At 39.9% G+C, this 24,330-nt stretch carries 21 protein-coding genes; 8 read left to right on the top strand and 13 right to left on the bottom strand.

Going from position 1 to position 24,330, the window contains the following annotated elements:
- The first annotated feature begins 5 nt into the window (after positions 1–5).
- Together AC6JAD_RS14905 and AC6JAD_RS14900 are read left to right on the top strand one after the other, a co-directional pair.
- On the top strand, positions 6–1,625 hold the full coding sequence (locus tag AC6JAD_RS14905; protein ID WP_461303146.1) for an FAD-linked oxidase: 1,620 nt from the start codon (positions 6–8) through the stop codon (positions 1,623–1,625).
- A 97-nt stretch (positions 1,626–1,722) separates the two neighbouring features.
- On the top strand, positions 1,723–2,229 hold the full coding sequence (locus AC6JAD_RS14900; RefSeq protein ID WP_461303145.1) for a hypothetical protein: 507 nt from the start codon (positions 1,723–1,725) through the stop codon (positions 2,227–2,229).
- On the opposite strand, the gene bshA is transcribed toward AC6JAD_RS14900, so the two are convergent.
- The 12 genes from bshA to AC6JAD_RS14840 form a co-directional block, all read right to left on the bottom strand.
- Positions 2,226–3,365 carry an N-acetyl-alpha-D-glucosaminyl L-malate synthase BshA gene (gene bshA, locus AC6JAD_RS14895; protein ID WP_461303144.1) on the bottom strand — a complete coding sequence of 380 codons (1,140 nt, stop codon included), beginning with the start codon at positions 3,363–3,365 and terminating at the stop codon, positions 2,226–2,228. The two genes, AC6JAD_RS14900 and bshA, sit on opposite strands and share 4 nt — an antisense overlap.
- Positions 3,362–6,319 carry a serine hydrolase domain-containing protein gene (locus tag AC6JAD_RS14890; protein WP_461303143.1) on the bottom strand — a complete coding sequence of 986 codons (2,958 nt, stop codon included), beginning with the start codon at positions 6,317–6,319 and terminating at the stop codon, positions 3,362–3,364. Before AC6JAD_RS14890 ends, bshA begins: the two co-directional genes overlap by 4 nt.
- Before the next feature lie 31 nt (positions 6,320–6,350).
- Positions 6,351–6,836, bottom strand: a complete 486-nt coding sequence (locus AC6JAD_RS14885; protein WP_461303142.1) for an ABC transporter ATPase — start codon at positions 6,834–6,836, stop codon at positions 6,351–6,353.
- 3 nt (positions 6,837–6,839) lie between these two features.
- Positions 6,840–7,631: a (Fe-S)-binding protein gene (locus tag AC6JAD_RS14880; RefSeq protein WP_461303141.1), complete on the bottom strand. Its 792-nt coding sequence runs from the start codon at positions 7,629–7,631 to the stop codon at positions 6,840–6,842.
- Between the two features lie 7 nt (positions 7,632–7,638).
- Positions 7,639–8,046, bottom strand: a complete 408-nt coding sequence (locus tag AC6JAD_RS14875) for a hypothetical protein (protein ID WP_461303140.1) — start codon at positions 8,044–8,046, stop codon at positions 7,639–7,641.
- 1 nt (position 8,047) lies between these two features.
- Positions 8,048–8,482: an LNS2 domain-containing protein gene (locus tag AC6JAD_RS14870; RefSeq protein ID WP_461303139.1), complete on the bottom strand. Its 435-nt coding sequence runs from the start codon at positions 8,480–8,482 to the stop codon at positions 8,048–8,050.
- Positions 8,475–8,819, bottom strand: coding sequence for a hypothetical protein (locus tag AC6JAD_RS14865; RefSeq protein ID WP_461303138.1), 345 nt, complete (start codon positions 8,817–8,819; stop codon positions 8,475–8,477). Before AC6JAD_RS14865 ends, AC6JAD_RS14870 begins: the two co-directional genes overlap by 8 nt.
- Positions 8,809–10,110, bottom strand: coding sequence for a 4Fe-4S dicluster domain-containing protein (locus tag AC6JAD_RS14860; RefSeq protein WP_461303137.1), 1,302 nt, complete (start codon positions 10,108–10,110; stop codon positions 8,809–8,811). Before AC6JAD_RS14860 ends, AC6JAD_RS14865 begins: the two co-directional genes overlap by 11 nt.
- Entirely contained in the window at positions 10,110–11,060 is a 951-nt protein-coding gene (locus AC6JAD_RS14855; protein ID WP_461303136.1) for an MlaD family protein, read from the bottom strand. The genes AC6JAD_RS14860 and AC6JAD_RS14855 overlap by 1 nt, the downstream gene beginning before the upstream one ends.
- A 131-nt stretch (positions 11,061–11,191) precedes the next feature.
- Complete coding sequence (locus tag AC6JAD_RS14850; protein WP_461303135.1) at positions 11,192–11,809, bottom strand: glycoside hydrolase family 19 protein; 618 nt, start codon at positions 11,807–11,809, stop codon at positions 11,192–11,194.
- Positions 11,810–11,811: 2 nt separating this feature from the next.
- Positions 11,812–12,567 carry a hypothetical protein gene (locus AC6JAD_RS14845; RefSeq protein ID WP_461303134.1) on the bottom strand — a complete coding sequence of 252 codons (756 nt, stop codon included), beginning with the start codon at positions 12,565–12,567 and terminating at the stop codon, positions 11,812–11,814.
- A gap of 149 nt (positions 12,568–12,716) precedes the next feature.
- On the bottom strand, positions 12,717–13,829 hold the full coding sequence (locus AC6JAD_RS14840) for an N-acetylmuramoyl-L-alanine amidase family protein (RefSeq protein WP_461303133.1): 1,113 nt from the start codon (positions 13,827–13,829) through the stop codon (positions 12,717–12,719).
- 183 nt (positions 13,830–14,012) lie between these two features.
- Between AC6JAD_RS14840 and AC6JAD_RS14835 the strand changes: the two genes are divergently transcribed.
- Positions 14,013–16,739: a putative LPS assembly protein LptD gene (locus tag AC6JAD_RS14835; protein ID WP_461303132.1), complete on the top strand. Its 2,727-nt coding sequence runs from the start codon at positions 14,013–14,015 to the stop codon at positions 16,737–16,739.
- A 12-nt stretch (positions 16,740–16,751) separates the two neighbouring features.
- Complete coding sequence (locus AC6JAD_RS14830; protein ID WP_461303131.1) at positions 16,752–17,132, top strand: RidA family protein; 381 nt, start codon at positions 16,752–16,754, stop codon at positions 17,130–17,132.
- Positions 17,133–17,137: 5 nt separating this feature from the next.
- On the opposite strand, the gene AC6JAD_RS14825 is transcribed toward AC6JAD_RS14830, so the two are convergent.
- The gene (locus AC6JAD_RS14825; RefSeq protein ID WP_461303130.1) at positions 17,138–21,529 is read right to left on the bottom strand and encodes a translocation/assembly module TamB domain-containing protein; all 4,392 of its coding nucleotides are present in this window, start codon (positions 21,527–21,529) and stop codon (positions 17,138–17,140) included.
- Positions 21,530–21,622: 93 nt separating this feature from the next.
- Between AC6JAD_RS14825 and tsaD the strand changes: the two genes are divergently transcribed.
- The 4 genes from tsaD to AC6JAD_RS14805 all read left to right on the top strand — a co-directional run bounded on the left by tsaD (position 21,623) and on the right by AC6JAD_RS14805 (position 24,325).
- A complete protein-coding gene (gene tsaD, locus AC6JAD_RS14820) occupies positions 21,623–22,642 on the top strand; it encodes a tRNA (adenosine(37)-N6)-threonylcarbamoyltransferase complex transferase subunit TsaD (protein WP_461303129.1) in 1,020 nt (339 codons plus the stop codon).
- Between the two features lie 5 nt (positions 22,643–22,647).
- Positions 22,648–23,361, top strand: coding sequence for a 16S rRNA (uracil(1498)-N(3))-methyltransferase (locus AC6JAD_RS14815; RefSeq protein WP_461303128.1), 714 nt, complete (start codon positions 22,648–22,650; stop codon positions 23,359–23,361).
- A gap of 101 nt (positions 23,362–23,462) precedes the next feature.
- Positions 23,463–23,636, top strand: a complete 174-nt coding sequence (locus tag AC6JAD_RS14810; protein ID WP_461303127.1) for a hypothetical protein — start codon at positions 23,463–23,465, stop codon at positions 23,634–23,636.
- A 47-nt stretch (positions 23,637–23,683) separates the two neighbouring features.
- Positions 23,684–24,325 (top strand): DUF4159 domain-containing protein, encoded by a 642-nt coding sequence (locus AC6JAD_RS14805; protein ID WP_461303126.1) that lies wholly within the window; start codon positions 23,684–23,686, stop codon positions 24,323–24,325.
- Positions 24,326–24,330 lie beyond the last annotated feature (5 nt).

Raw genomic sequence — 24,330 nt, 5'->3', positions numbered from 1 at the left:
TCTATATGGCAACTACTAAAACTACCTTAAGGGAACGCTGGAATACAATCCATAAGAACGGTCCTTGGCCATTAAAATTCTTTCTTTCCACTAAGCTGGAAAAAAGAAGCATGATGCCGGATCCCTTCGATCGCTACAATGATGCTGCCGATGAAATGAGGCTACAATTACTAAAGGCTACCAATCAAAATCATGGTTTTAGATCTATTGGAGCCAGATGGTCCATGTCTTCCATAGCCCATCAAAAGGATCGAATCCATTTTACTGCCAACATGAACCTAAAATTTGGGATTCAACCAACGGATTTGCACGCCAATAGCCCTTACAAAAGTGATAATCTGCATGTATTGCAGTGTGGTAATACTATTAAGGAGATTTCATTTTACCTGGAAAGACTGGGGAAATCCCTTAAAACTACTGGGGCTAGCAATGGACAAACGATTGCAGGGTGTATTTCTACAGGTGTTCATGGTTCGGCAATCGATGTGGGGTCCGTTCAGGATTATGTGGTTGGACTTAATTTGATTACAGGACCCAACCCTCAAGATATTGTGTATTTGGAGAGACATACCAAGCCTGCTCTCAACAATGCATTCATAGCTAAACTAAACGCCAGGGTGATTCGAAACGATGGTCTTTTCAATGCAGTTCTTGTCGGTCTAGGGTCCTTCGGGTTTATTCACGGGGTTGTGATTGAGGCAGAAGACCATTTTCTGCTTTCGCGCCATGTAATTAAAGTAAAAAAGGCGGATGCTTTGGCATTGGCAGATACCCTAGACTTTCAGAATACCCCAATAAAGATTGCTTCAGAAACCGATGCTCAGGGAAATCCATTAAAGCCATATCATTACAAGGTTTATATAAACCAGTATAGCAATGAAGATACTATCCCTGTAGAGCTCATGTATAAAAAGCCTTTCGACCCAAACTACAAACAGCAATTTGGAGACCCAATTCCATTTATGAAGGAGTTTGTGTATCGAGACCTTATTTATTTATTGGTTAAGGTATCTGAAAAGTTCCCTCGGGCCATTCCTAAGTTTGTGAAGGCGCTTGGACAAAGTATTTTACCCAAAGAGGATAAAGTAATCGTAGGAAAGCTTTCTGAAATCTTTTGGGACGCAGGGTATCAAGGAAAGGCATTCGCTTGTTCCTTCGGCATAGATCATACGAATTCATCTAAGGCCCTAAAAGTGCTGACAGATCTCACCAATAACGAAGGTCCCGTTCCCGGTATTTTTGCCATGCGATTTATTCAAAAGTCCGACGGATTGCTCTCCTTTGCGAAATTTCCATTCACTTGTATGGTGGAAATAGACGGTATTATTTGGGAAGGCTCGGACAAAATAATTAGTCTGGAACAGTATGAGAAAAGGATGATCGAAGTGCTGCAACAGCATAATATTCCCTTCACGATACATTGGGGGAAAAATGCCGATTGGGAATTCTCCGGTTTGGCGCAGCATATGTTTGGCGTAGACGCACAAAAATGGATGGATTATAGGTCTGCACTTCTTACTCCAGCAATGGCCAAGGTTTTTACCAATGGTTTCTTGAAGGACGTTAAACTTGATGGCTATAACCACCAAGCGGACCCCAATCTTGTTTCTGACTTGTCTGTCTAGGTTCAGAAATCAAGGAAATACTTGAAGGAAGACAACTATTTGAACATTTTATACGTCTATTGTATTAGATGCACCTTGGTGCCCTAACACTAACTGTATGAAATTAACCAGTACCCTATTATTCCTATTTGTGGTTTCATCCTTGTATTCGCAGAAGAATACTTCAAATACCTATACGGATGTTGAAACTATCGTAAACGAGACCCAACGAATCATATCTATAGAAAAAGGCCAGGTGATCGACACTGCAAGTTTCAGAAAATTGTTTTTGCCCACTGCTCACTTTACCGTTGTAGGCAATGAAGATGGTACATTTGAACATGAAACCATGCAACTAAACACTTTTTTGGAAATGCTTACAGACGAATATTATTCCAACGGATACTATGAGACCGGCACTGGTGAAGTGATCGAACGATTTCATGGGATAGCCCATGTTATGCAGGGTTTCTACGGACAAGATTCTGAAGGCACAAAAGGCTGGGGCGTAAATAGCTACCAACTAATATTTTCACAAGGTAGATGGTGGATCGCTAATATGATCTGGACTATGAGTGAGGACGAAGGCGAGGATATTCCAAAAAAATACCGTAAAACGGACTAGGATCCGTTGTACGCATTTTCGAAAGCCATTTCATAGGTAGCCTCATAAATGGGCAGGATATTTTTCGTATCGAACTTCTGAGCCGACTTTCTTGCTTGCCTTTTGAATTGAGCCAGGGTTTCAGGATCTTTTAAAATGGAAAGCGCCTTTATAGACATATCCCGAACATCACCAACATTACTAAGGTAACCACTTATACCATCTTCATTCACTTCGGGAAGCCCTCCGGTATTTGACGATATAACGGGTACACCACTAGCCATAGCTTCTAAAGCGGCCAAACCGAAACTTTCTTTTTCAGAAGGTAGCAGGAAAAGGTCACTAAAACATAGGATTTTGTTGATTTCACTACTATTTCCGAAGAAAATTACCTTATCTGAAATCCCTTTTCTTCTACACAATTCCTCTGCGGGTTTCTTCTCTGGTCCATCCCCAACCAGTAATAACTTAGCCGGGATTTCACTAACAACGCGATCAAACACCTCAATAATATCCATAACGCGCTTCACTGGGCGTAGGTTACTAATATGGGTAATGATACGCTCATGGGGTTCGGCCATCATATCCCGTTGGCAGTCGGTAAAGGTATTATTGTACTTTGAAACATCAATAAAATTGGGAACCACTTGGATGTCCCGATGAATGTCGAATAGTCGTAGCGTATCGTCTTTCAAACTTTGTGATACAGAAGTTACCACGTCACTTTCATTTATACTGAAGGTAACCGCAGGCTTATAAAATGGATGATTTCCAACTAGGGTAATATCCGTTCCATGCAATGTAGTGACCATAGGCACATGAATTCCCTCAGCTTTCAACATTTGTTTCGCCATGTACCCTGCATAGGCATGGGGAATGGCATAATGAACGTGAAGGAGATCGATTTTGTATTGCTTTACAATATTTACAAGCTTACTGGAAAGCGCCAACTCATAGGGCTGGTATTTAAAAAGCGGATATTGAGGCACGGATACTTCGTGAAACTGGATGTTACATGATAGCAATTCCAGACGTACAGGTTGCTTATAGGTAATAAAATGAATTTCATGTCCCCGTTCTGCTAGGGCAATTCCTAATTCGGTAGCTACTACACCACTTCCACCGAAGGTTGGGTAACAAACTATGGCTATTTTCATTCTTCTACGATCGTTAGTTTTGTTGGTTCTGGTTCTTCGCGTATGATGGCATCGTAAATGACTTCCTGTATATTACTTCTTAAATTACTACCTATCAGTTTACGGTTATCTGCCGTAGGATAGGTTCTATTGGATAGGAACACATATACAATATCCTCTTCTGGATCGGCCCAGGTAAATGTTCCCGTAAAACCGCTATGTCCAAAACTTGTCATGGACACACATCCACAGGTTGGGCCTACATCTCCCAATTGGGGTTTATCGAAACCTACTCCCCTACGCACATCATTATCACAATAATAACAGGTATTAAACGCATCCAATGTTTCAGGTTTTAAATACCGCTTACCCCCATAATATCCATTATTGAGGTACATCTGCATGATTTTCGCCACATCGTTGGCATTACTGAACAATCCAGCATGTCCACAAACACCACCCATCATCGCAGATCCTTGGTCGTGAACATATCCATGAACTTTCTGCATCCTGAAATAATTATCGTTCTCCGTGGGGGCAATATCATCTTTTCTAAAGCGGGATAACGGGTTAAATAAAGTGTAATTAGCTCCTAATGACTCATATAGATTTCGCTGTACCAATCGATCCATAGAGGTTCCATAAAAATTCTCTAAATACTCCTTCAACAAATAATACGGCAAGTCGCTGTATTTGTATCCTGCACGTTGTCGTAGCTCACTTTCTTTGATAAGCTCATAGATGGTATCGGAAATATCTTTTCTAGCGTACATATCCTTCGCCACCTGAGTTGGGAATTCCTTAGACTTATCTTTCGAATAGTACTTAGCCGAAGGCAGTTTTGTAATAGTATCTATGGTGTTAATATAAAATGGGATCCAAGCACGAAGCCGTCCCGTATGGGTCAGCATTCGCTTAAGGCTAATATTGCCCTTATTCGACTTTTTAAAAGAGGGAAGCATATCCCCTATTTTTGTATCCATGGTAATGATGTTCCTATCATATAACTCCATGGTAAGTGGCAAGGTGGCCAGAATCTTAGTCAAGGATGCAACATCATATACGTCATCATCCCTAACCCTTATTTTCTTTTCTGGTGTGTGATGCCCAAAGTTTTTACTATAAACGACTTTTCCCTTCCTTGCTACCAAAATCTGTGCGCCTGGCATCATTCCTGCCCAAACGCCAATTCGTGCCAGTGAATCTACTTTTTTCAATTTATCTGAAGACAATCCAACACTTTCCGGAGTACCGTACTGCAGTCGATCCAATTTTTCAGTACTCAAGGATGTATTCACAGGGAAATCTTCGCCTGCGCTTACCGGGAGTTGGCCATCGGCTGCGCGTGCCCCAAAAATAAGCTGTGCAGATAGTTGTTGGGCCACTTTACTGTTTTGATAGGAAAGTATAATCCCATCAAAATTACCGGTTGCTGTAATATCCAATAAGGCATACGGTCTAGTAAAAACATCTAAAATGACTCTATTGGTCCTTGCTATTTCGTACAGCCAAACCAATTCTTTGTCTTCTATTTTGTAATCCTTCCAAGGGTTTGCATTCGATTTGTGAAAGCCCACGATCACATAATCGTACTTTTTCAATTTGCGCACATAACTATCCAGACTATTGGCCTTAATCCAATCAATGTCCGAATATTTCCTAAGATACTTCAGGAATTCCTTACCGCTATCATCACCAAAATTGACATAAGCGATCTTTGTGTTTTGAAGGGTTTTAATTGGCAGTACCGCAGAGTCATTTTTTACAATAGTCAGAGCTTTTTCCATAGCCAATTCATATAGATGCCGATCTTCTGGTCTATTGAGCTCAGCAACTATATTCTCTGCTTTAACAGGTTCATATTCATGAAGCCCTACCTTGTACTTCGCCAACAATATTTTTTTTACTGAAAGTGCCAATCGTTCTTCCGTTATAGCACCTTCACGATAGGCACGCACTAACATATTATGCGCTTTAGGAACATTTTCTGAAATAAGCAAAACATCATTTCCGGCTAAAAACGCAGCCAGATCAATTTCTCCTGGCTCTTTAAAATTAGCGGCTCCCTTCATATTAAGTGCATCGGTAAATATCAATCCATTGAAACCAAGTTCACCCTGGAGTATATTGGTTACCACATTTTTTGAAATGGAAGACGGATATCCCGATTCATGCACAATGGAAGGAATATTGAGATGAGCCACCATGACACTGCTTAAACCTTCACTTATGATATGCTTGTACGGATACAGCTCCAGCGAATCAATACGGGCCTTATCAAATAATAAAGTGGGCAATGTTTCATGGGAATCGGCATCGGTATCTCCGTGACCCGGAAAGTGCTTGGCATTGGCCAGCACCCCAGCACTTTGCATTCCTTTCATAAAGGCAATCGCCTTTTCGGTTACGTTTTCACGATCTTCACCAAAGGAACGATTTCCTATTATCGGGTTCTTTGGATTTGTATTAATGTCTACTACGGGAGCAAAGTTAAAATGAACCCCCATCCTTTTAGAGTGCTCACCAATTCGTCTTCCAACCTGTTCAACAATCTTATTGTCCTTAATTGCCCCTAAGGTCATATTCCATGGATAGGCAAATGTAGAATCCAAACGCATTGCAAGTCCCCATTCTGCGTCCATACCAATGAGCAATTTGGTTTTGGATAGTTCTTGAAATTCATTGTTAAGATAGGCCTGGCGTACGGGACCACCTTTAGAAAAAATAACCCCTCCAATGTAGTAATTGGAGATAAGGTCCTTTACCCTGTCTGTTTTAGACGTTGGGTCGCTGGAAAATACATCTACCATGAATAACTGTCCTACTTTTTCCTGTAGGCTCATCATGCCGTAAATGCTATCCACCCATTCCTGTTGTTCGAGCAACTCATCTTCCACCAAAAGCGGATTGATTTGTTGTGAATATCCCAACACGGAAAAAGCAATTAAAAGTGAGGTTGCTATGAAATGCTTCATAGGATCGAAGGTAACAAAAACTATACTAAAATTATGCTAAAAAACGGCTATGCCAACTATCTTTTGCTGGCACTTCCCAATGCTCTAAATATTCGGCTTTGGTATTCACAAGGTTATTAAAAACAACCGTGTTCCCAGATACCGATCTGTTCTTGGCCATTTTCTTGAAATCGGCCAAAGGTTTATGTGCAATGTAGGCTCCGTTATAAAATGTAACGTTCATTTTATCCAATAAGTCTACACCAAACTCTTTTTCCAATGTCTGAATGAAACGCACCGAAGCATCTATACTGCATCCGGAAGCGGATGCATTGGTTTGATTAAGGCCCAAAACGACGAAACGATTGTACTTTATTTCGAAACCAGCTTCCAAATCGGAACCATGGGCAGTCCACTGTTCAAGAAAATGTGCGGTTTTATCGTTAATCACGGCTACTTCTTCGTCCGATAACTTCCTATTGGACTGATAAATCCAAATCCTGGAATTTTCTGGTAAATCTTTAAAATCTGCTAACATCTACTATAAGTCCTTTGCATTTGCAATCATCTCGGCCACATCCATGACAGCAATACTGTCTTCTTTTTCCTTGCCTTTTACACCATCTGTCATCATTGTATTGCAGAATGGACATCCTGCTGCAATGATCTCCGGTTGGGTCTCCAAGGCTTCTTCCGTACGCTCTATGTTAATGTCTTTATTTCCTTTTTCAGGTTCTTTAAACATCTGCGCACCTCCAGCACCACAGCATAAACCACGGGTTTTGCAGCGTTTCATTTCGATAAGCTCAACTTCAAGCTTTTGTAAAAGTTCCCTTGGGGCTTCGTATTCATTATTTGCTCGCCCTAGGTAACAAGGGTCATGAAACGTAATACGCTTTCCCTTGAATTTGCCTCCTTCTACCTTTAACCTGCCTTCATTTAACAAGGACTTCAAAAACTGGGTATGGTGCATTACTTCATAGGTACCTCCCAATTCGGGATATTCATTCTTAATGGTATTGAAGCAATGTGGACAGGTAGTTACAATTTTCTTTATTTCATAGCCATTCAACACCTGAATGTTCATCATGGCTTGCATTTGAAACAAGAATTCATTCCCAGCTCTCTTAGCAGGGTCCCCTGTACAACCTTCTTCCGTTCCCAAAACTGCAAATTCAACCTTTGCCTCATTCAGTAAACGGGCAAATGCTTTTGTAATCTTCTTGGCCCTATCATCGAAACTACCGGCACAACCTACCCAAAACAAGACTTCCGGGTTCTTTCCCTGTGCCATGAATTCGGCCATAGTAGGAACTATTATTGGTGTACTCATGTTTCTTCTATTTAACTTTAAAGACGACTTCTCTTTTTTCTTTGCCAGGACTACTTATCTGGTTGGTACTTATTGCCACAAATTCTTTTTCATTTATAGAGGTAATTAGTAAGCTCACTTTACGTTGAATTGCTAAAGCTACCCATTTCTTTTCTGGAATGAGCCTCCATTCTCCCACAGCGGTCTTACTGCCATTTTCAATAAAATCGAATGTGTGATCCTTCCTGAAATTGAAAGCTATATTCGGGGTTCCGTTCTTTTGCTCTGCAATTTCGCCATTAGCAATGGTGTATCCCATTTGCCAAGACTTACAAAGCAACTTCTGTACTTCTTCGTCTGTTAATGTAATATCCTGACTCCACATTAGGGATGTCGTGGCTAAAAATGCAATTAATACTAAAACAATCTTTTTCATACTAGTCTTTAAATACTTCAATGGTAACTTCTTTTTCTACCAGATCGGTGAACTTTCCTTTATAACGCGTGGCTTTTACCAAGTGATTGTCTATCCAATGATAGTTCCCTCCCCTTGGCTTGCCCATAAGCAGCGAATGATACTTAAAGCCGTGTTCGTCCAACCAATCTTCTGTTACTTTTCTATGATCTTCCGTACGGGAAGTAAAAAAGCAAATAATGTGCCCTTCTCCATACCACTTATTCAATGTTTTAAGTGCATCAGGATATAGTTTGGCCGTAGCCATCCTTTCGGGTTCTTCATTTGGAATATCATCACAAATCGTTCCATCTATGTCTATGAGATAATTTTTAACACCTTCTGGCAATACAGGGCTCACAGTTTCACCTTGTTCCACTTTTTCATGCAGTAATTTCTCTACTTCGTCTTTATTCATCTTCTTGATTTAATGCTTTAAAATCTAATTTACTTAATCGTATATAAAGGGCCAACCTATGTTCGCCTGCTTTCTTGTATTTAGGATTCTCACTTTCATACACACTTCTTCTAAACGCTTCTTCCCTCAAAGCTTCCAATTGCCGTTCGGAACAGAAATCACAGAATATTTTTTTCACCACCACTGAGTCTAACTCTATAGATGAATTTACATACAGTCGGGTATACATTTTGAACTGCAGGGAATCCTTTCTATAATCCCGATGCTGTGCCGTGACTGCAAACGTCCCGGCTAAAAAAATAATTCCTAAAAGAACATATATATTTCTAAGACTCATTTATCCAATTCGCACGATCCATCTGATTGAATGGCCATGGCGCCGCATTGTTCTCAATATTGGTCATGGTCACATTGAGCTCTGAAGGAGCCGCCGATTGTTCCATCACCAAATATTGGCGCATATCCATTATAATTGATAGTGGATCTATACTTACTGGACAGGCTTGTACACATGCATTGCATGTAGTACAAGCCCATAATTCTTCCCTGGTAATATAATCATCCAACAACTGCTTACCGTCTGGCTCAAAAGCCCCGTTCTTGTCAATTTGTTTGCTAACCTCTTCCAGACGATCCCTGGTGTCCATCATAATCTTACGAGGTGATAGCTTCTTGCCTGTCTGGTTGGCAGGGCATTCACTGGTACACCGACCACATTCGGTACAGGTGTATGCGTTTAATAATTGCACACGAGATAGATCCATTACATCGCTAGCACCAAATTTTGCAGGTGTTTCTGCACCTTCTGGCGGAGCTGCAAAAGGATCTGCATTTGGATCCATCATAAGTTTTACCTCATTGGTAACCGATTCCAGGTTTTTGAACTGCCCTTTTGGGGTAACCCGTCCATGATACACATTCGGAAATGCCAAAATAATGTGCAAATGCTTGCTGAAGTACAGATAGTTAAGGAATATCAATATGCCCAATATATGTAGCCACCAAGCTATACGCTCTATGAAATGCAGGGTACTTTCTGAAGTTCCACTAAACCAACCGGCAATATATTTGGAAACTAAATTTCCCGAATTCATTTCCTGAAAGGTCACATCGGTCGCATTCATCACTAGGAATAGGGTCATTAGGACCATTTCGAAATAGAGAATGATATTCCCATCGCTCTTAGGCCATCCTTTCATTTCAGGACTTAAAAATCTTTTGATACGCTGTACATTCCTTCGTATCCAGAAGAAAATAACAGCTGCAAAAACAAGTACGGCAAGAATTTCGAAGGTCCCTATTAAGAAGCCATAAAACCCACCCATAAATGAGAAGATTCTATGAGTGCCTAAAAGGCCATCAATAATTATTTCAAGTACTTCAATGTTAATAATAATGAAACCCAGGTATACAATGAGGTGCAAAAACCCGGAAATGGGCCTCACTACCATTTTTGACTGACCCAATGCAATTCTAATAACATTGTTCCAACGTTGGCTTTTGTTGTCACTGGAATCGGTTTCCTGCCCCAACTTTATGTTTCGGATAACCTTGCGAATGTTACGGGTAAAGAAACCTATCCCTAAAATTAGGGCCAAAAGAAAAAGTATGTTAGGAATATACTGCATTAGTTAATCGAATCTTTGGGTGTTTCATACTGCTTTGGCCTCTTTCCAAATAAGGAGAAATGCACATAGCGCTTAGGGTTCAGTTTCATATCCTCCAATAGTTGCTCTAATTGAAGGGATGCCCCAGTTAAATTATTGTATAGTTCTTCGTCTTTTAAAAGCTTGCCTAAGCTTCCCTCCCCATTTTTTATGCCTTCAGACAATTCCTTCAATTGACCAATGGTACTTTCTAAATTGGTGGCCAAGCTACTTACGTTAATCTGTGCCAAGGAGTCCGATAGCTTGGCAAAATTCGCAGCGGTGGTATCCAAATTGGACAGAGTACTGCTCATTTTTTCCTTATTGGTACTTAACAAACTATTGAAATTCTGCGAAGCCCCTTTAAAGCTGGCCATGGTTTGGTTTAAATTGGAGATACTGGATCGCAAATTGGCTTTGGTATCTTCGTCTAACACCTCATTTACTCCATTCAGTACGGTATCCAATCGCCCTAGTGTTTGCATAAGGCTTTTTTCTAGCGGGTCGAATTTTTCGATGATTCCGTCTATCATGCCCGATTGTATCTCTCCTTTTAAGGTATCGCCCGAAACTGCCATTACGTTTGTGGACATATCGGGAATGATTCCTAGATTATTTCCTCCAATAAAACCACTACTGTATATCTGGACCATACTTTTCTTGGAGAATTCAAAGTCTTTCTCTACCGAGAACTTCACTATCAATTTACCGGATCTATCTGCAAAATCAATACCTACCACCTTACCTACTGCCAGGCCGTTTATGGTTACCGGAGCTGAAGTAGCCAGTCCTGCCACATTATCATATTTCACATAGAACACTTTTGAAGTATTCAATAAATCTGAATTCTTCAAAAAGCTATACCCAAAAATGAACAGGAGGATTCCGGAAAGGACTAAAATCGCTGTTTTTACTTCTCTGGAAAGTTTCAAAAGCTTGGTTTTAAATTACCAAACAAATTTAGAAATAAATATGATTATACCACGTCTTTACAAAAAGAATATACACAGGTTAATAACAGGTTTTTCAGGACGTACGGAACTTCTCGAACTTACTGGAACCCTTAAATTCCATATAACTTTTTGAACTCATCCAAAAAATGCTGTCTACTTTGAAGTCCGTTATATCCCCCATTAATTTTTTTGGTAACCATATGAATATCATCAGTATCGGCATAACGGTTAATATTATTCTTTTTCCAGAACCAGCAAGCAGAGGCGAGTGCCCATTGCGGAGAGGCTATAAGATCTGGTTGGTCCAGAAAATCCTGTTGTGCGTCGTTGGAGAATAACTTGTAATTCGATTTACCTGTGAGTTGAATGAGTCCCCGACCTTTGAATTTCCATCCATCACCACTTGCTTCATTTCCATTTTCCATCCTATTGGCATACACCCTATTGGCAATCTTTTCTGGCTGTCGGGCATACTGGTTGGCCAAATCCATGGTTGGAAAGTACTTTCTAAACACTCCATACAGCGCTTTTGCAGAATAGTTTAGGTTCTCTACCACAAACTTGAAACCACCACTTTCATGAGCCACCTGGGCCAAAAAATGGGCTTTCCGAAGCGGGGTGTCTATACCGTATGTTGGTAATGTGGTATCAAACAGGTTCACATACTTGGAGGCGTTACCCCAACTTACATCTGGTATGATCTTCTTAAAATTTTCTTCTGTTATCATAATTAACTGGGTGTGACAAATATGGCCTTAATCCTATCGATAATACCTTGTAGTACACTGAATATGGCATCTGAAGAAAACCCACCTATAAGCGCTAGGATACTTTTATTGAACAGATTTATGCCCTCTGGGTCCTTCGTGTAAAAGGAAATAATTTCGGAAAGGATCAAACCGGAAATAACCCCAAGTACGATTACCGCAAAGTAATATATGTTGTCCTCAGGTACCAAGGTGCTGCTTTTAACAGCTATGGTTACATTTTTCAAAAGATAAAACAGCACACCCAACCCCGCTATTGAAGATAGGAACGCCAAGTTAAGTAATAGCGGCCAGCCACTATTGTTCATGATACCCTTGTCGAGGGAATCATTGTTTACACCTTCCGACATTCCGGTAAGAATAAAAATAGCCAGAAATACGATGGCAAGTATGATAAGATTACGAACCAATGGCAGCTTACTAAGCCGCATGCTTTTGGTCACGTCTTCTTTTACGGTTCGAATATATTTTATGGATTTTGGTGTTGCAGGTGCTATGTTCTTGCAAAGTAAATTATGCGTATTTACTAAACTTTCCACATCATCCTGCTTTATTTGCTGAATCACTTCCGTATTAATAATAGTACCATTAAACACGGCAAAGGAAAGCATATTATTAATCTCGTTCTTCAATTCTGTCTTTACCTCAGGGGAAATGGTTTCTGACGTTTTTGACATAGTATCAGACTTGGATACTTGGGTTGTAGGGTCGGTTGCCATGGGTGTGATTTTACATCAAACTTACACAGTTACTGGTAAAAATCACAGCCTAAAAGCATCATTTTCAGAAAAATACGTAAAAATACGTAGTAGACATTTTGCCTCTTAAATGATCTGTAATATCAAGAAAAACAGGGGGTTAGAAGGATCTAATTCGAAAGTACATCGGCAAGCTTCACTTTCTTTCCATCTTTGAAAGCAACCACATAACTGGACGGATATCCCTTTTCGCGGGCAAATGTTTTCATCAACTGAATTTTATTATAGTCGCTGGTTTCCCCATAGTAATACTTATAAAGGCTATCCTCCTTATTGCGACTAATCCCTTCCAATCCTTTGAAGTTATAGGGTTTGGTCTCCAGTTTTTTGGTACTCGCTGCCAATTGAACTTTAAAGGTCACTCCTTCATACAGCTTTTCCTCGGCACTCTCGATGGCTTCTTCAATTTCGTCTTGTGTAATTACCGGATTTTGGGCATCGCTCGTGGCTAAGGCTAAATTTTTTCTATAACTTTTTATAGCATCGGAAATTGATTTGGACATTTCATTCTGTCCTTTTTTTGAATTGAGATATGCGCCTTCTTTTTTGTTCGTCAAAAAACCAGTCTCAATTAACACACTAGGCATATAACTTTGATGAAGCACAATAAACCCAGCTTGTTTTACACTACGGTCCTTGCGCTTTAATTTATTCACGAAGTTGTTTTGTACTAAACTCGCCAACATGATGCTTTGATCCAAATACTCTTCCTGCATTAACGTAAGGCCTATAAACGATTCTGGGGAGTTGGGATCATAGCCTGCGTAATTCTCTTCGTAATTGTCTTCCAAAAAGATAACCTCATTCTCTTTTTTGGCCACTTCCATATTCTGTTTGTTGGTATGAAGCCCCAATACGAAGGTTTCGGCGCCATAAGCTTGCGAATTATGCGCATTGCAATGAATGGAAACGAAAAGATCGGCATCTGCCCTATTGGCAATGGCACCCCGTTCCTTAAGATCTACAAACACATCGGTCTTTCTTGTATAAATTACCTTGAAATTTGGGTCCTTTTCCAATTCAGCACCTACTTTTAAGGTGATTTTTAAGGCGATTGCACTTTCTTTATACCCATTGTAATACTTACCCCCATCATGCCCGCCATGTCCTGCATCCAATACAACGACAAAAGGTTTTGTGGTATCGTTATTGTGGCCTAAAAATGCATAGGAAGTTAAAATTCCTATAAATAGTAAGAAACTGAGTAGGTATTTAGTTCTCATATAGATGAAACGCAGTATTATTACTGATATTTTAAAAAATTGTTTTTAGAAATCGAACCCAAAAAAATATGTTTAATTTTGGGCTTTCAAAAACTAAGCCAATTTATACATTGCGATGCTAAGTTTAATGAAATCGGAATATATTTATCACAAAAGATATCTACAACACATAGACTATTAACATTGCATATAAAAGGGCGACTTTTATTCTTCTTATACTTCTTTCTACTATTTTGTGGAAGTACGATCTATGCACAAGATCCCCCGACTAAGGGCGGTATTATTATCAGGGCTAAGGAAGATACCATCATCCAGGAAAGAAGGGATACCTTGTTTACCCAGGAAATCACCCTTTCCCAAACTCCATTGGATACCGTAAAAACAGATACGATTAAGCCGAAAGATGACCTTTTAACAGATGTGGTGGAGTATTATGGGGAGGATTATGTATTTGTGGACCGGAAAAAAGGAAAGGTGTATATGTACAACAAGGCATTTATTGTATACGAAGACCTTCGCATAGATGCGGGCCTTATCATCCTTGATTATAATAAAAATGAAGTATATGCGAAAGGGATTGATAGTGCTGGTGTCTATAGCCAAGCTCCCATATTCGTTCAAGGTCCCAATAAAGTAGAACCAGATTCCATTCGGTTTAACATGGACACCAAAAAAGCAATATCCTATAACTCGGCTACCGAACAGGACGGGGTCAAGTTTATTCCTGAGGTTACCAAAAGGGAAAACGATTCGGTTTATTACTTTAAAAATGTAAAATTCACCACTTCCGAGAGAACCGAAGACCCTGAATATTATTTCTTGGCGCGTAAGGCCAAATTTGTACCAAAAAAGAAAGTAGTTACGGGATTAGTGAATATGTACATAGCGAATGTTCCTACGCCGATTGGCCTTCCATTTGCATTTTTCCCCATTACCAAAGATCGATCTTCAGGATTTTTATTGCCCAACATTGGCGAAAACAACCGGAGAGGGTTCTTCTTCCAGAACGGAGGTTATTATTTCGCACTTAATGACTATGTAGATTTGACGCTCACGGGCGATTATTACACTAATGGGAGTTATGGACTAAGGGCAGATAGTGACTATGCATTGCGCTATAAGTTTCGTGGAAATCTCAGTTTTAGGTATGAAAACCTGATAGAAAGCGAACGGGGTTTCCCAGATTTTAGTCAGAGCACCCTGTATAATATTCGATGGAGTCATTCGCAGGATACTAAATCCAGTCCAAATTCTAGATTTAGTGCCTCAGTGAACCTTGGAAGTAGTCAATACTTGCAGCAGAGTATCAATCAAACAAACAATGCTAGCCAATTGGTTAATACCCTTAGTTCGTCTGTTTCGTATTCCAAAACGATTCCTACACAGCCAGAAGTAAGCTTTACCATTGCAGCCACCCACAGCCAGAATACCCAGACCGAAGTAATCAATATGTCCCTACCCAACTTTAACGGTAGTGTCTCCAGGATCTTCCCATTTGCTCCCAAAAGTGGCATTAAGAAAGGTGCGGTCCAAAATATCAATTTACAGTATAATGTAGTATCGGAAAACAGGATTGAAACCACCGATTCCCTATTCTTTAAAAAGGAAATGTTCGATGATGCCAGAATTGGTGCACGACATACCATACCGTTAAGCACCAACTTTAAACTGTTTAATTACCTCAGCATGTCTATGGGTGCTAATTATGAGGAAGTTTGGGTAGGCAAAACTTTTAACCAATCCTATGATTCTGAGTTAAACGAAGGTGTTGGAGGCGTTGTTCGCGACACGGTTTCCGGGTTCGATAGTTATAGAACCTATAGCTTTTCGACAAGTTTGGGAACCACGGTTTACGGGGATTTCACACCAAATAAAGAAGGAGGTAAAATTGAGGCAATTCGTCACACCATGCGCCCTTCCATTAGCTATAGCATAAGCCCTTCTTTTGATCAGTTTTATGACGAATATGTTATTCCGACGCAATCTGCGGACCCCTTAGTGCAAGATGAGATCGTTCAATACTCAAGGTTTGAAGGAACTTTGTATGGAGCACCAAATAATACGTACTCCAGTGGTTTATCTTATTCTTTGAATAATACTATTGAAGCCAAAGTGCGGGATCGGGATACTACAGCTACCGAGCCAAAGAAGATATCCCTCATTAACAACCTTAACTTTGCCGGGAGCTATAGTTTTTCTGCCGATTCATTGAATTTTAGCCCGATACGTTTTTCTGCGGGAATTCCAATTATTGAAAAGCTAGAGCTGAATGTGAATGGATCCTTAGACCCCTATGCATTGGATAATGATAATAGAAGGATTGATATGTTCAATATCGATAATGGTGGAAGTCTTTTTAGGCTCACAGCAGCCAATATAAGTTTCAATTATTCCTTTTCCAGTAAGGATTTTGAAAGTAAGGGAGACGATGAACCCCAAGAGGATGACGATTTCGACAACGACACCTTTAGGAACGGTGGAAGGCCTGACGACCTGTTTGGGGCAGATTCGCCATTGGCAAATGCGGCCTCACGGAGGAAGAAAACAGACAGCAAGGATCGTTCTTGGTATAATTATGATATGCCGTGGACCCTGCGAATGGCTTATACCATGACCTATAGTAATGCGGCAAGGCAGAACGAAATATCCTCACAATCTATTATGCTGAGTTCCAGTGTGGAATTGTCACCGCGATGGAGTGTCCGTGTTTCCTCTGGATATGACTTTAAGAACAAAGGGGTGACGCTTACCCAATTTAGGTTTGAACGGGATTTGGAGAGCTGGTATAGTTGGTTTAGCTGGACACCCATTGGCGCTCGAAATACATCCTGGAATTTCTTTATCGGGGTTCGTGGAATCCTGAAAGACATTAAATACGATAAACGTAGAGAAGCCGACAGACGACTTTAAAACCATAAGATCATGAAAAAAATCATCAATACACCGAATGCCCCCGCTCCTATTGGTCCATATAATCAGGCTGTTTTACTTGGGAATATGTTATACACTTCAGGACAAGTAGCGATAGACCCTAACACCGGAGAACTTGTTTTAGATGATATCAAAACTGAAACGAAACAGGTGATGGAAAATATGAAAGCAGTATTGGCTGCTGCTGGAATGGATTTTGGTCATGTCATAAAAACGTCCATCTTCATTAGTGATATGGAAAACTTTTCCCAGATTAACGAAGTATATGCCACCTATTTTGACGAAGCTACTGCGCCTGCAAGGGAAACTGTAGAAGTGGCCAATTTGCCAAAATACGTGAATGTCGAAATTTCAATGATTGCTTCTTTGTAAAGGAATCAGTTTTCTTCTTTAGAGTCTGAACCTACAAAATTAACTGGGGAGCCCTCATTAAGGTTCTCCTTAACCTCTTCCTCCGGTTCCACGCTTACATTCTTATTAAAGAGCTTCTTCATGAGTTCCTTGAAGGTGTCGAAGTCCACAGAGTAAGAAACCCCAGCTCCCTGTTCGAATATTTGGTCTTCCCCAATAAACTGAAGATCTGCCTGTCTATTGAAAAAATTAATACGGAGACTACCGTCATCGTTTACCAACCACTGCACTTCTATATCGCCCGCTACTGTAGATTCGTTAGCACCACCTACCGGAACCCCCACCTGACCGTTAATAAGAACCCGTTCCGAAATCTGTGTGGATAGCTCCACTCCCACTTGATATTCCGTCTGTTGATTGGCGGTATTTGGGTTGGTTCTAATGGAAGGTAATACTGTAAATTTCTTATCGCTCCCAGCAAATATATCCTTTACCAACTTGTTTACTCGTTCTGTAAGGGTGCTACTGAAAGCATTTTGCCCCCCTATGTTCACATCGCCCTGAAAAGCTCCGGTTGAAACCAAAAACAAGGCCTGTGTCTGTCGTTGTTCTTTATCCTGTAGTTTATATTCCAACTCACTTCTAACCGTTGAATTAACTTTTGGAAAGTTAATCTGGAAATCTAGATCGGGCTTCAATATTTCTTCGGTAAGGTTTACCAAAACCTCTACATCTATTCTTCTGTTAAAGGAGGGGTTATCCAGCAATACGGCAGGATTGGCCTGAGTTTCATAACGGGCTGTTAGATCCAAACGGGCTCGGGTCGGATTGCCATCCCAAGTAATGTTTCCACCAGGCACAAGATCAATGGTCTTGTCTACAATTCCTCCATACCTAAAATCATAGGTCCCTTCGGTCACCAGAAAGTCACCCCACATATTAAACTTACCGGTAGTATTTATTTCCAACAATAAATTTCCAAATCCTTTCCCTTTAAGGTTCGAATTGTTCTTTTGATCCACCAATACTTCAATTTCCGCGCTTTCGTTGATGTCCAATTCGAAATTAAGCGAAAGCCCTTTCACCTCTTCGGGCACAATCGTCTCCCCGCTAATCCTAGCTTGCTTTTCCTCAGGCGAAATGAATCTAATGAAAGAATCATCACTTATACTTGCGGCATCACTAATTGGTATCTTAAACTTGGTCCCTTCTTCCGTAGTCGCAACCACATCGATCACCAATTCATCAATTGGGCCCTTAATACTGGATTCCCCACTAATAAAAGCAGTTCCGTAGTATAGTGCATCATCATCTTGGGGAGTATCGAGCACCAGGAATCTATTAGTCTCCATATCTAAGTTCATACTCCATTTACTAAAATTGGTATGCGTAAATGCGCCCTCTAAAGTTGCCGACGTATTGTATTTCGTATCTGTAATTCCAGTGACAGGCAATATAAAAGCATCCTTCTCCACTTGAACTAAGGTATTATCATCCAAGTCAACGTCCACATTTAGGTACGGGATGGTCATTCCAGAATTATTCAACAGTAAATTTCCTTTTATTTCTGGAGAATCGTATACTCCCGTAATTTGGGTATTTCCCGAAACCCCTCCCCTAATATTTGTGATTACATCCCCTCCGAATGGACTAAAAGCCTCCAGATTGAAGTTGTTAAAATCTACGGCAAGGTCTATCAAAGGATCTTCCCCAGCAATATTCAAGTTTCCTTCAGCCTTAAAGGAATCCACGTTGTCGTTGCGTAAATTGGAAGCAATAGTATATTGAGTAAGGTCCGTATTCCCCTTAATCTCCAAGAATAAATCCCCAAAGTTTACGTCATTAACGGTCACATTATCGATAACCAAACCAGAGTTTGGATAGAATGCCTTACCCCTTTTAAGTAAACTGAGTCGACCATTTACATTTCCGGATAAATCCAAACTATCAATTTCAGGAATCAGTTTACCAATGTCCACGTCCCGAAAACCAATTTTCATATCGGTCAGGGTAGTGTCCCTAACGAAACCAGCCATCTGTATCAATTCATTTTTGTGCCTCAACGTAAGCGAATCTAAATTGATATCCTTAAAATTATTGTCGAAGGTTATTTTGTTTCTGGAATCGTTATCCCTATTTAGATACCAGTCATTGTCTTTATATGTTATTTTGGATTTCTTAATCCCTACGACCGATTTACCATTTGGATTAATGGTGTGATACAAGGCCAAGTCGAATAGATCTGCCTTACGCTTGCCCCCTTTAAAACTGGACTGCACATATAACGTATCGTTCAGGGTCTTATTGATGAGATTTACATCGGTCAAATTATAAACACCTGTATACAAAGAATCTACAGATACATAGGCGTTGTATAGTGGATTGTCATTATCCAATTGAATATTAACCTTGCTCAAATAATTGTCATATACCAATAGCTCTGGAGACCTGAAATCGAGCTTAAATTTTGATTCATCCGAATACACAGAACCTCTTACACGTGTATTTTCACCCAGCCGTAACTGAGGCACAAAAACGTCGACTATCTTATTATAAATATTGAACTCATAGTCAATATATTGTCCCGTAGTCACTTCGTTGGGGATGTAATTAGCATAAATACTTCCGACCGAGTTATGGAATAAATTGGGAATGTCCTCAACCAAAAACTTACCGCTTATTTTTCCATTTATAATATCTGGGGACTTAATTTCTATGGTACGGATGTCCTTTTCGAAAAATGAGGTGATCAGGAAATCATCGAAATAGAAATCATCTTTATCGGTTTGATAAAAGGTTTGCAGGAACTCAATATTACCTTCGGCATCATTAATAGACGTTCCTTGCATGTCCATTACAATCCTACCTGCAAATACGGAAACACTGTCTCTTTTAAAAAGGTTCAACTTGTTCAATTCTGCATATTCGATATCTGCTTCGAAATCGTACTGATTGAATTCTTTTGATATATCGACCAATCCGTTAAAGTCTAGTTTAACATTGGGATCGTCGATGGATAATTTCCCATTGAAAATAGGATCTTTTAAATTTCCGGACACCACAATATCCTTATACACGTAGTTTTCGAAATCGAAACTACTAATGATACCGTTTATTTTGGTGTTCACGGTTTTAGCAGTGAATCCACGACCGTCTATGGAAACATTGGCATTTACTTTTCCGAAGGAAATAGAATTGGTAAGCTTGCCCATGTTGAAATCGCTGAATATGGCATCCCCTCTATAAAATGCGTTTGAAAAATCATGAATATTGCCCATTTCCATATCCAACCTAGCATCTCCCAAATCACTTAGGATATTACTATCGGTTACCAAAAAGTCGTCATTTAGATTTGTATCACCAATCACCGAAAAACTCCCAAAATACTTGAGTTCCTGAGGAAGTTGTTCGCCCAGAACAGATGGCATAAGCCTTCTTAAATCAAAATAATTAGTAGTAATGACATGGTTCTTACCTCCTATTATGTGTGGGACTTTTTCGTCTAAAAGGTTTTGGAAGTAATAATCACCGAGTAAACGGGTGTTACCGTAACTAAGTCTCCCATTGGAGAATTTGAAATCGTTTAGAGTACCATCTATGGCGCCTTCCAAATTGATATTTATGTTATTTCCAAACTCGTTATAGAATGCATTCAAATCATTGGTAGAAACATTAGAGTCTACAAAATCCCCATCAATAATCACTGTATTATTGAAGTCGGATAATCCGTCCTCCCCATAATTGAATATCAAATCCCCATTTATAAAGGAATCATACGTTTCCAAACTGAAGTCCTTAAAGGTAATTGCGGTTTGGGTATAGGAAAAATCGGCTTCCAGTTTTTGAACCGAGAAACCACGTGCTGCATCTAAGGTAAGTGAATGTACCTTAGCTGTAACATCCGGCCCCAATACGGTAAAATCATCTGCCGATAGGTAAATATTAAAGAAATTAATAGCCTCTGGCACCTCCAAATTCTCATCACGAATCCGAACAGTGGTACTTTCTAGGTTTACTTTATCCGCATTAAGATAGAATGGTTCTTCGCTTGGAGGACCTCCCGTTTCAAACTTTTCAGTAAAAATATAAAGATTGTCATCTGTCTCCCCCGGGTAGGTCGTAATGTACAATTTCGCATTGGTGAGATCTATGAAACCAAAATCCAGTTTGCCATCCATCATGCGTTTGGCACTTAGTATACTGGTTTGTATTTCTTCAGAATAAATTAAAGTGTCCTTATGATGATCCCTTATAAAAACGCCGCGAATATCAACTTCACCCTTCCAGTTAAGGCCTAATCGATCAATTTGTATATCCGTCCCATATGTCTCATTAAGTCGATCGGTCACCTTTTTGGCCACGACGGTTTGCACAGCAGGTATGGAAAAAAATATCACCAATACCAAAATAAGCAACACAAGGACCGCTATGGTACGAATGATTATTTTCCGAAGTTTTTTGATACGCTTTTAAAGTTTTAATTTTGTTACCAATAAACGTGCCTAAAATTCATGATGCAAGACTGCTACATATTGGGTATTGAATCCTCCTGTGACGATACCGCCGCTGCTATAATTAACAACGGGGAGGTCCTGTCCAATGTTGTTGCTACCCAGCAAATACACGTAGAATATGGTGGGGTTGTACCAGAACTCGCATCCCGCGCGCACCAGCAGAATATTGTTCCTGTGGTACATCAAGCTTTACACAAAGCAAATATCGACAAAAAAGACTTAAAAGCCATTGCCTTTACAAGAGGACCAGGACTTATGGGATCTTTATTGGTGGGAACTTCATTTGCGAAATCCTTGGCGATGGGATTAGGGGTTCCGTTGATTGATGTGAATCATATGCAAGCGCATATTTTGGCACACTTTATCAAGGCAAAAGATCAAAGGGCACCAAAGTTTCCATTTTTGGCTTTAACCATTAGTGGTGGCCATACCCAAATTGTGAAGGTTTCCAGTTATTTTGAAATGGAAGTAATTGGCGAAACATTAGATGATGCTGTTGGCGAGGCATTCGATAAATCAGCAAAAATACTTGGGCTTCCCTACCCTGGAGGTCCATTAATCGACAAATATGCCAAGGAAGGCAATCCCAAGGCCTATCCCTTCACAAAACCAAGAGTGGCCCCATTGGATTTCAGTTTTAGTGGTCTGAAGACGGCAGTGCTCTATTTCATAGAAAAGGAGACACAAAAGGATACTGATTTTGTACAAAAGAATATGGCCGATATTTGCGCTAGCCTGCAACATACCATAGTAGATTATCTTATGGATAAATTGAAGAACGCCGTTGCGCAAACTGGTATTAAGGAAGTAGCCATTGGTGGTGGGGTATCTGCCAACAGCGGCATTAGAAAAGCATTAAAAGATGCAGAGAGCGAATTGGGGTGGTCTACCTATATTCCAAATTTTGAATACTGCACGGATAATGCCGCCATGATCGCAATTGTTGGGGAATTAAAATACAAACAGCAATTATTTGCAAAAAACGATGTGATCGCAAACGCACGTATGAAAATGTAAAGCCATTGAACTTATTCTACCATCCAAATATTGAATCCACTACAGGCGAAGTAACTTTCGACAAGGAAGAAAGTAGGCATATCGCCAAAGCTCTCCGGAAAAAAGAAGGGGATCTTTTACACGTGACCAATGGTAATGGCACCCTATTCACCGTAGAGATTATAAGCTTGATGCCCAAACAATGCCTTGCAATCGTAAAGGATACCAGCCACGTTGCCCAACTTCCTTATAAACTGCACATGGCCGTAGCCCCTACCAAACACAATGATCGTTTTGAATGGTTCCTGGAAAAAGCTACGGAAATTGGCATACATCGCATTACCCCAATTATTTGTGAACACAGTGAACGAAGGGTAATTAAAAAAGATCGATTCGAGCGTATTATTGAAAGTGCTATGAAACAATCCTTAAAGGCATATAAACCTCATCTAGAGGATGCCATTAATTTCAAAGAATTTATAGCGCTTCAAAAGGGAGACACCTCTAAAAAACTTATAGCATATTGTGGGGACGTGAAAAAGCAATCCATAAAAGAGCTGGTGACCAAAGAAGAGGATGTTACTTTGCTTATTGGACCAGAAGGAGATTTTTCCCACATGGAATTTGAATTGGCATTAAAAAATTCATTTCAATCAACTACATTGGGAGTCAGTAGGTTACGAACTGAAACAGCTGCTATTGTTGGCTGTCACAGCATTTCCTTTCTAAATCAATTTTAATTTCTTTAATACTTTTACCGATAAATTTGGTGTTTTGTCGATAATTTGTATATTGTCATCCCCAATATCAATGAATTTATAGACCCCTATAAAACGAACCTATGAATGCCAACCAACTAAGCAAGAAGGAAGCCCTTCGATCTATTGCTGCTGAACAGCCTACAAATCACTTACGTGTATTATCTAAAATGCAACGGGCGCAAGTTTCTGTTATAACAAAAGATTGGCAAAAATTCACCAATGGGGTTCACAAAGAAATGTTTGATAAAATCTAGTTAATCTATTTCCCTTCCTTTTCAAAGTTTGTACTTTTGATGCGCTTATGCGCTATTACCTATTTATTCTAACCTTGTTTTTTTCCTTTGGCTGTTTGGGTCAAGAGGTTGCTGTATTAAAATATGGTGGCGGCGGTGATTGGTATAGCAATCCTACTGCCCTTCCCAATCTTATTCGCTTTTGTAATGAGCAGATTAATACCTCAATAAATGAAAAGCCCCAAACGGTTTCGCCAGAAAGTGTAGAACTGTTTAACTTCCCCTATGTACATATGACGGGACATGGGAATGTTTTTTTCTCGGACGAAGAAGCCGAGAATTTGCGTAACTATCTGGTAAGTGGTGGGTTCATTCATATTGACGATAATTATGGTATGGATGAATATTTGCGTAAGGAATTGGTAAAAGTGTTCCCAAATGAAGAATTGAAGGAACTTCCGGCAGATCATCCCATTTTTACTAGTCATTTTAAGTTTCCACAAGGGCTTCCTAAAATTCATGAGCATGATAATAAGCGACCCCAAGCGTTTGGAATCACCATAGAGGGACGTTTGGTGCTGTTATATACCTATGAAAGTGATTTAGGCGATGGTTGGGAAAACCCAGAGATTCATAATGATTCTGAAGCCGTTCGCCAGAAAGCGCTGCAAATGGGTGCGAATATCATTTCCTATGTTTTTGAAAACTAGGAATG

This window comes from Aureisphaera sp., assembly GCF_059726885.1.
The sequence above is the reverse complement of the archived record's forward strand: the minus strand, read 5'-3'. Positions and strand labels throughout refer to the sequence as shown.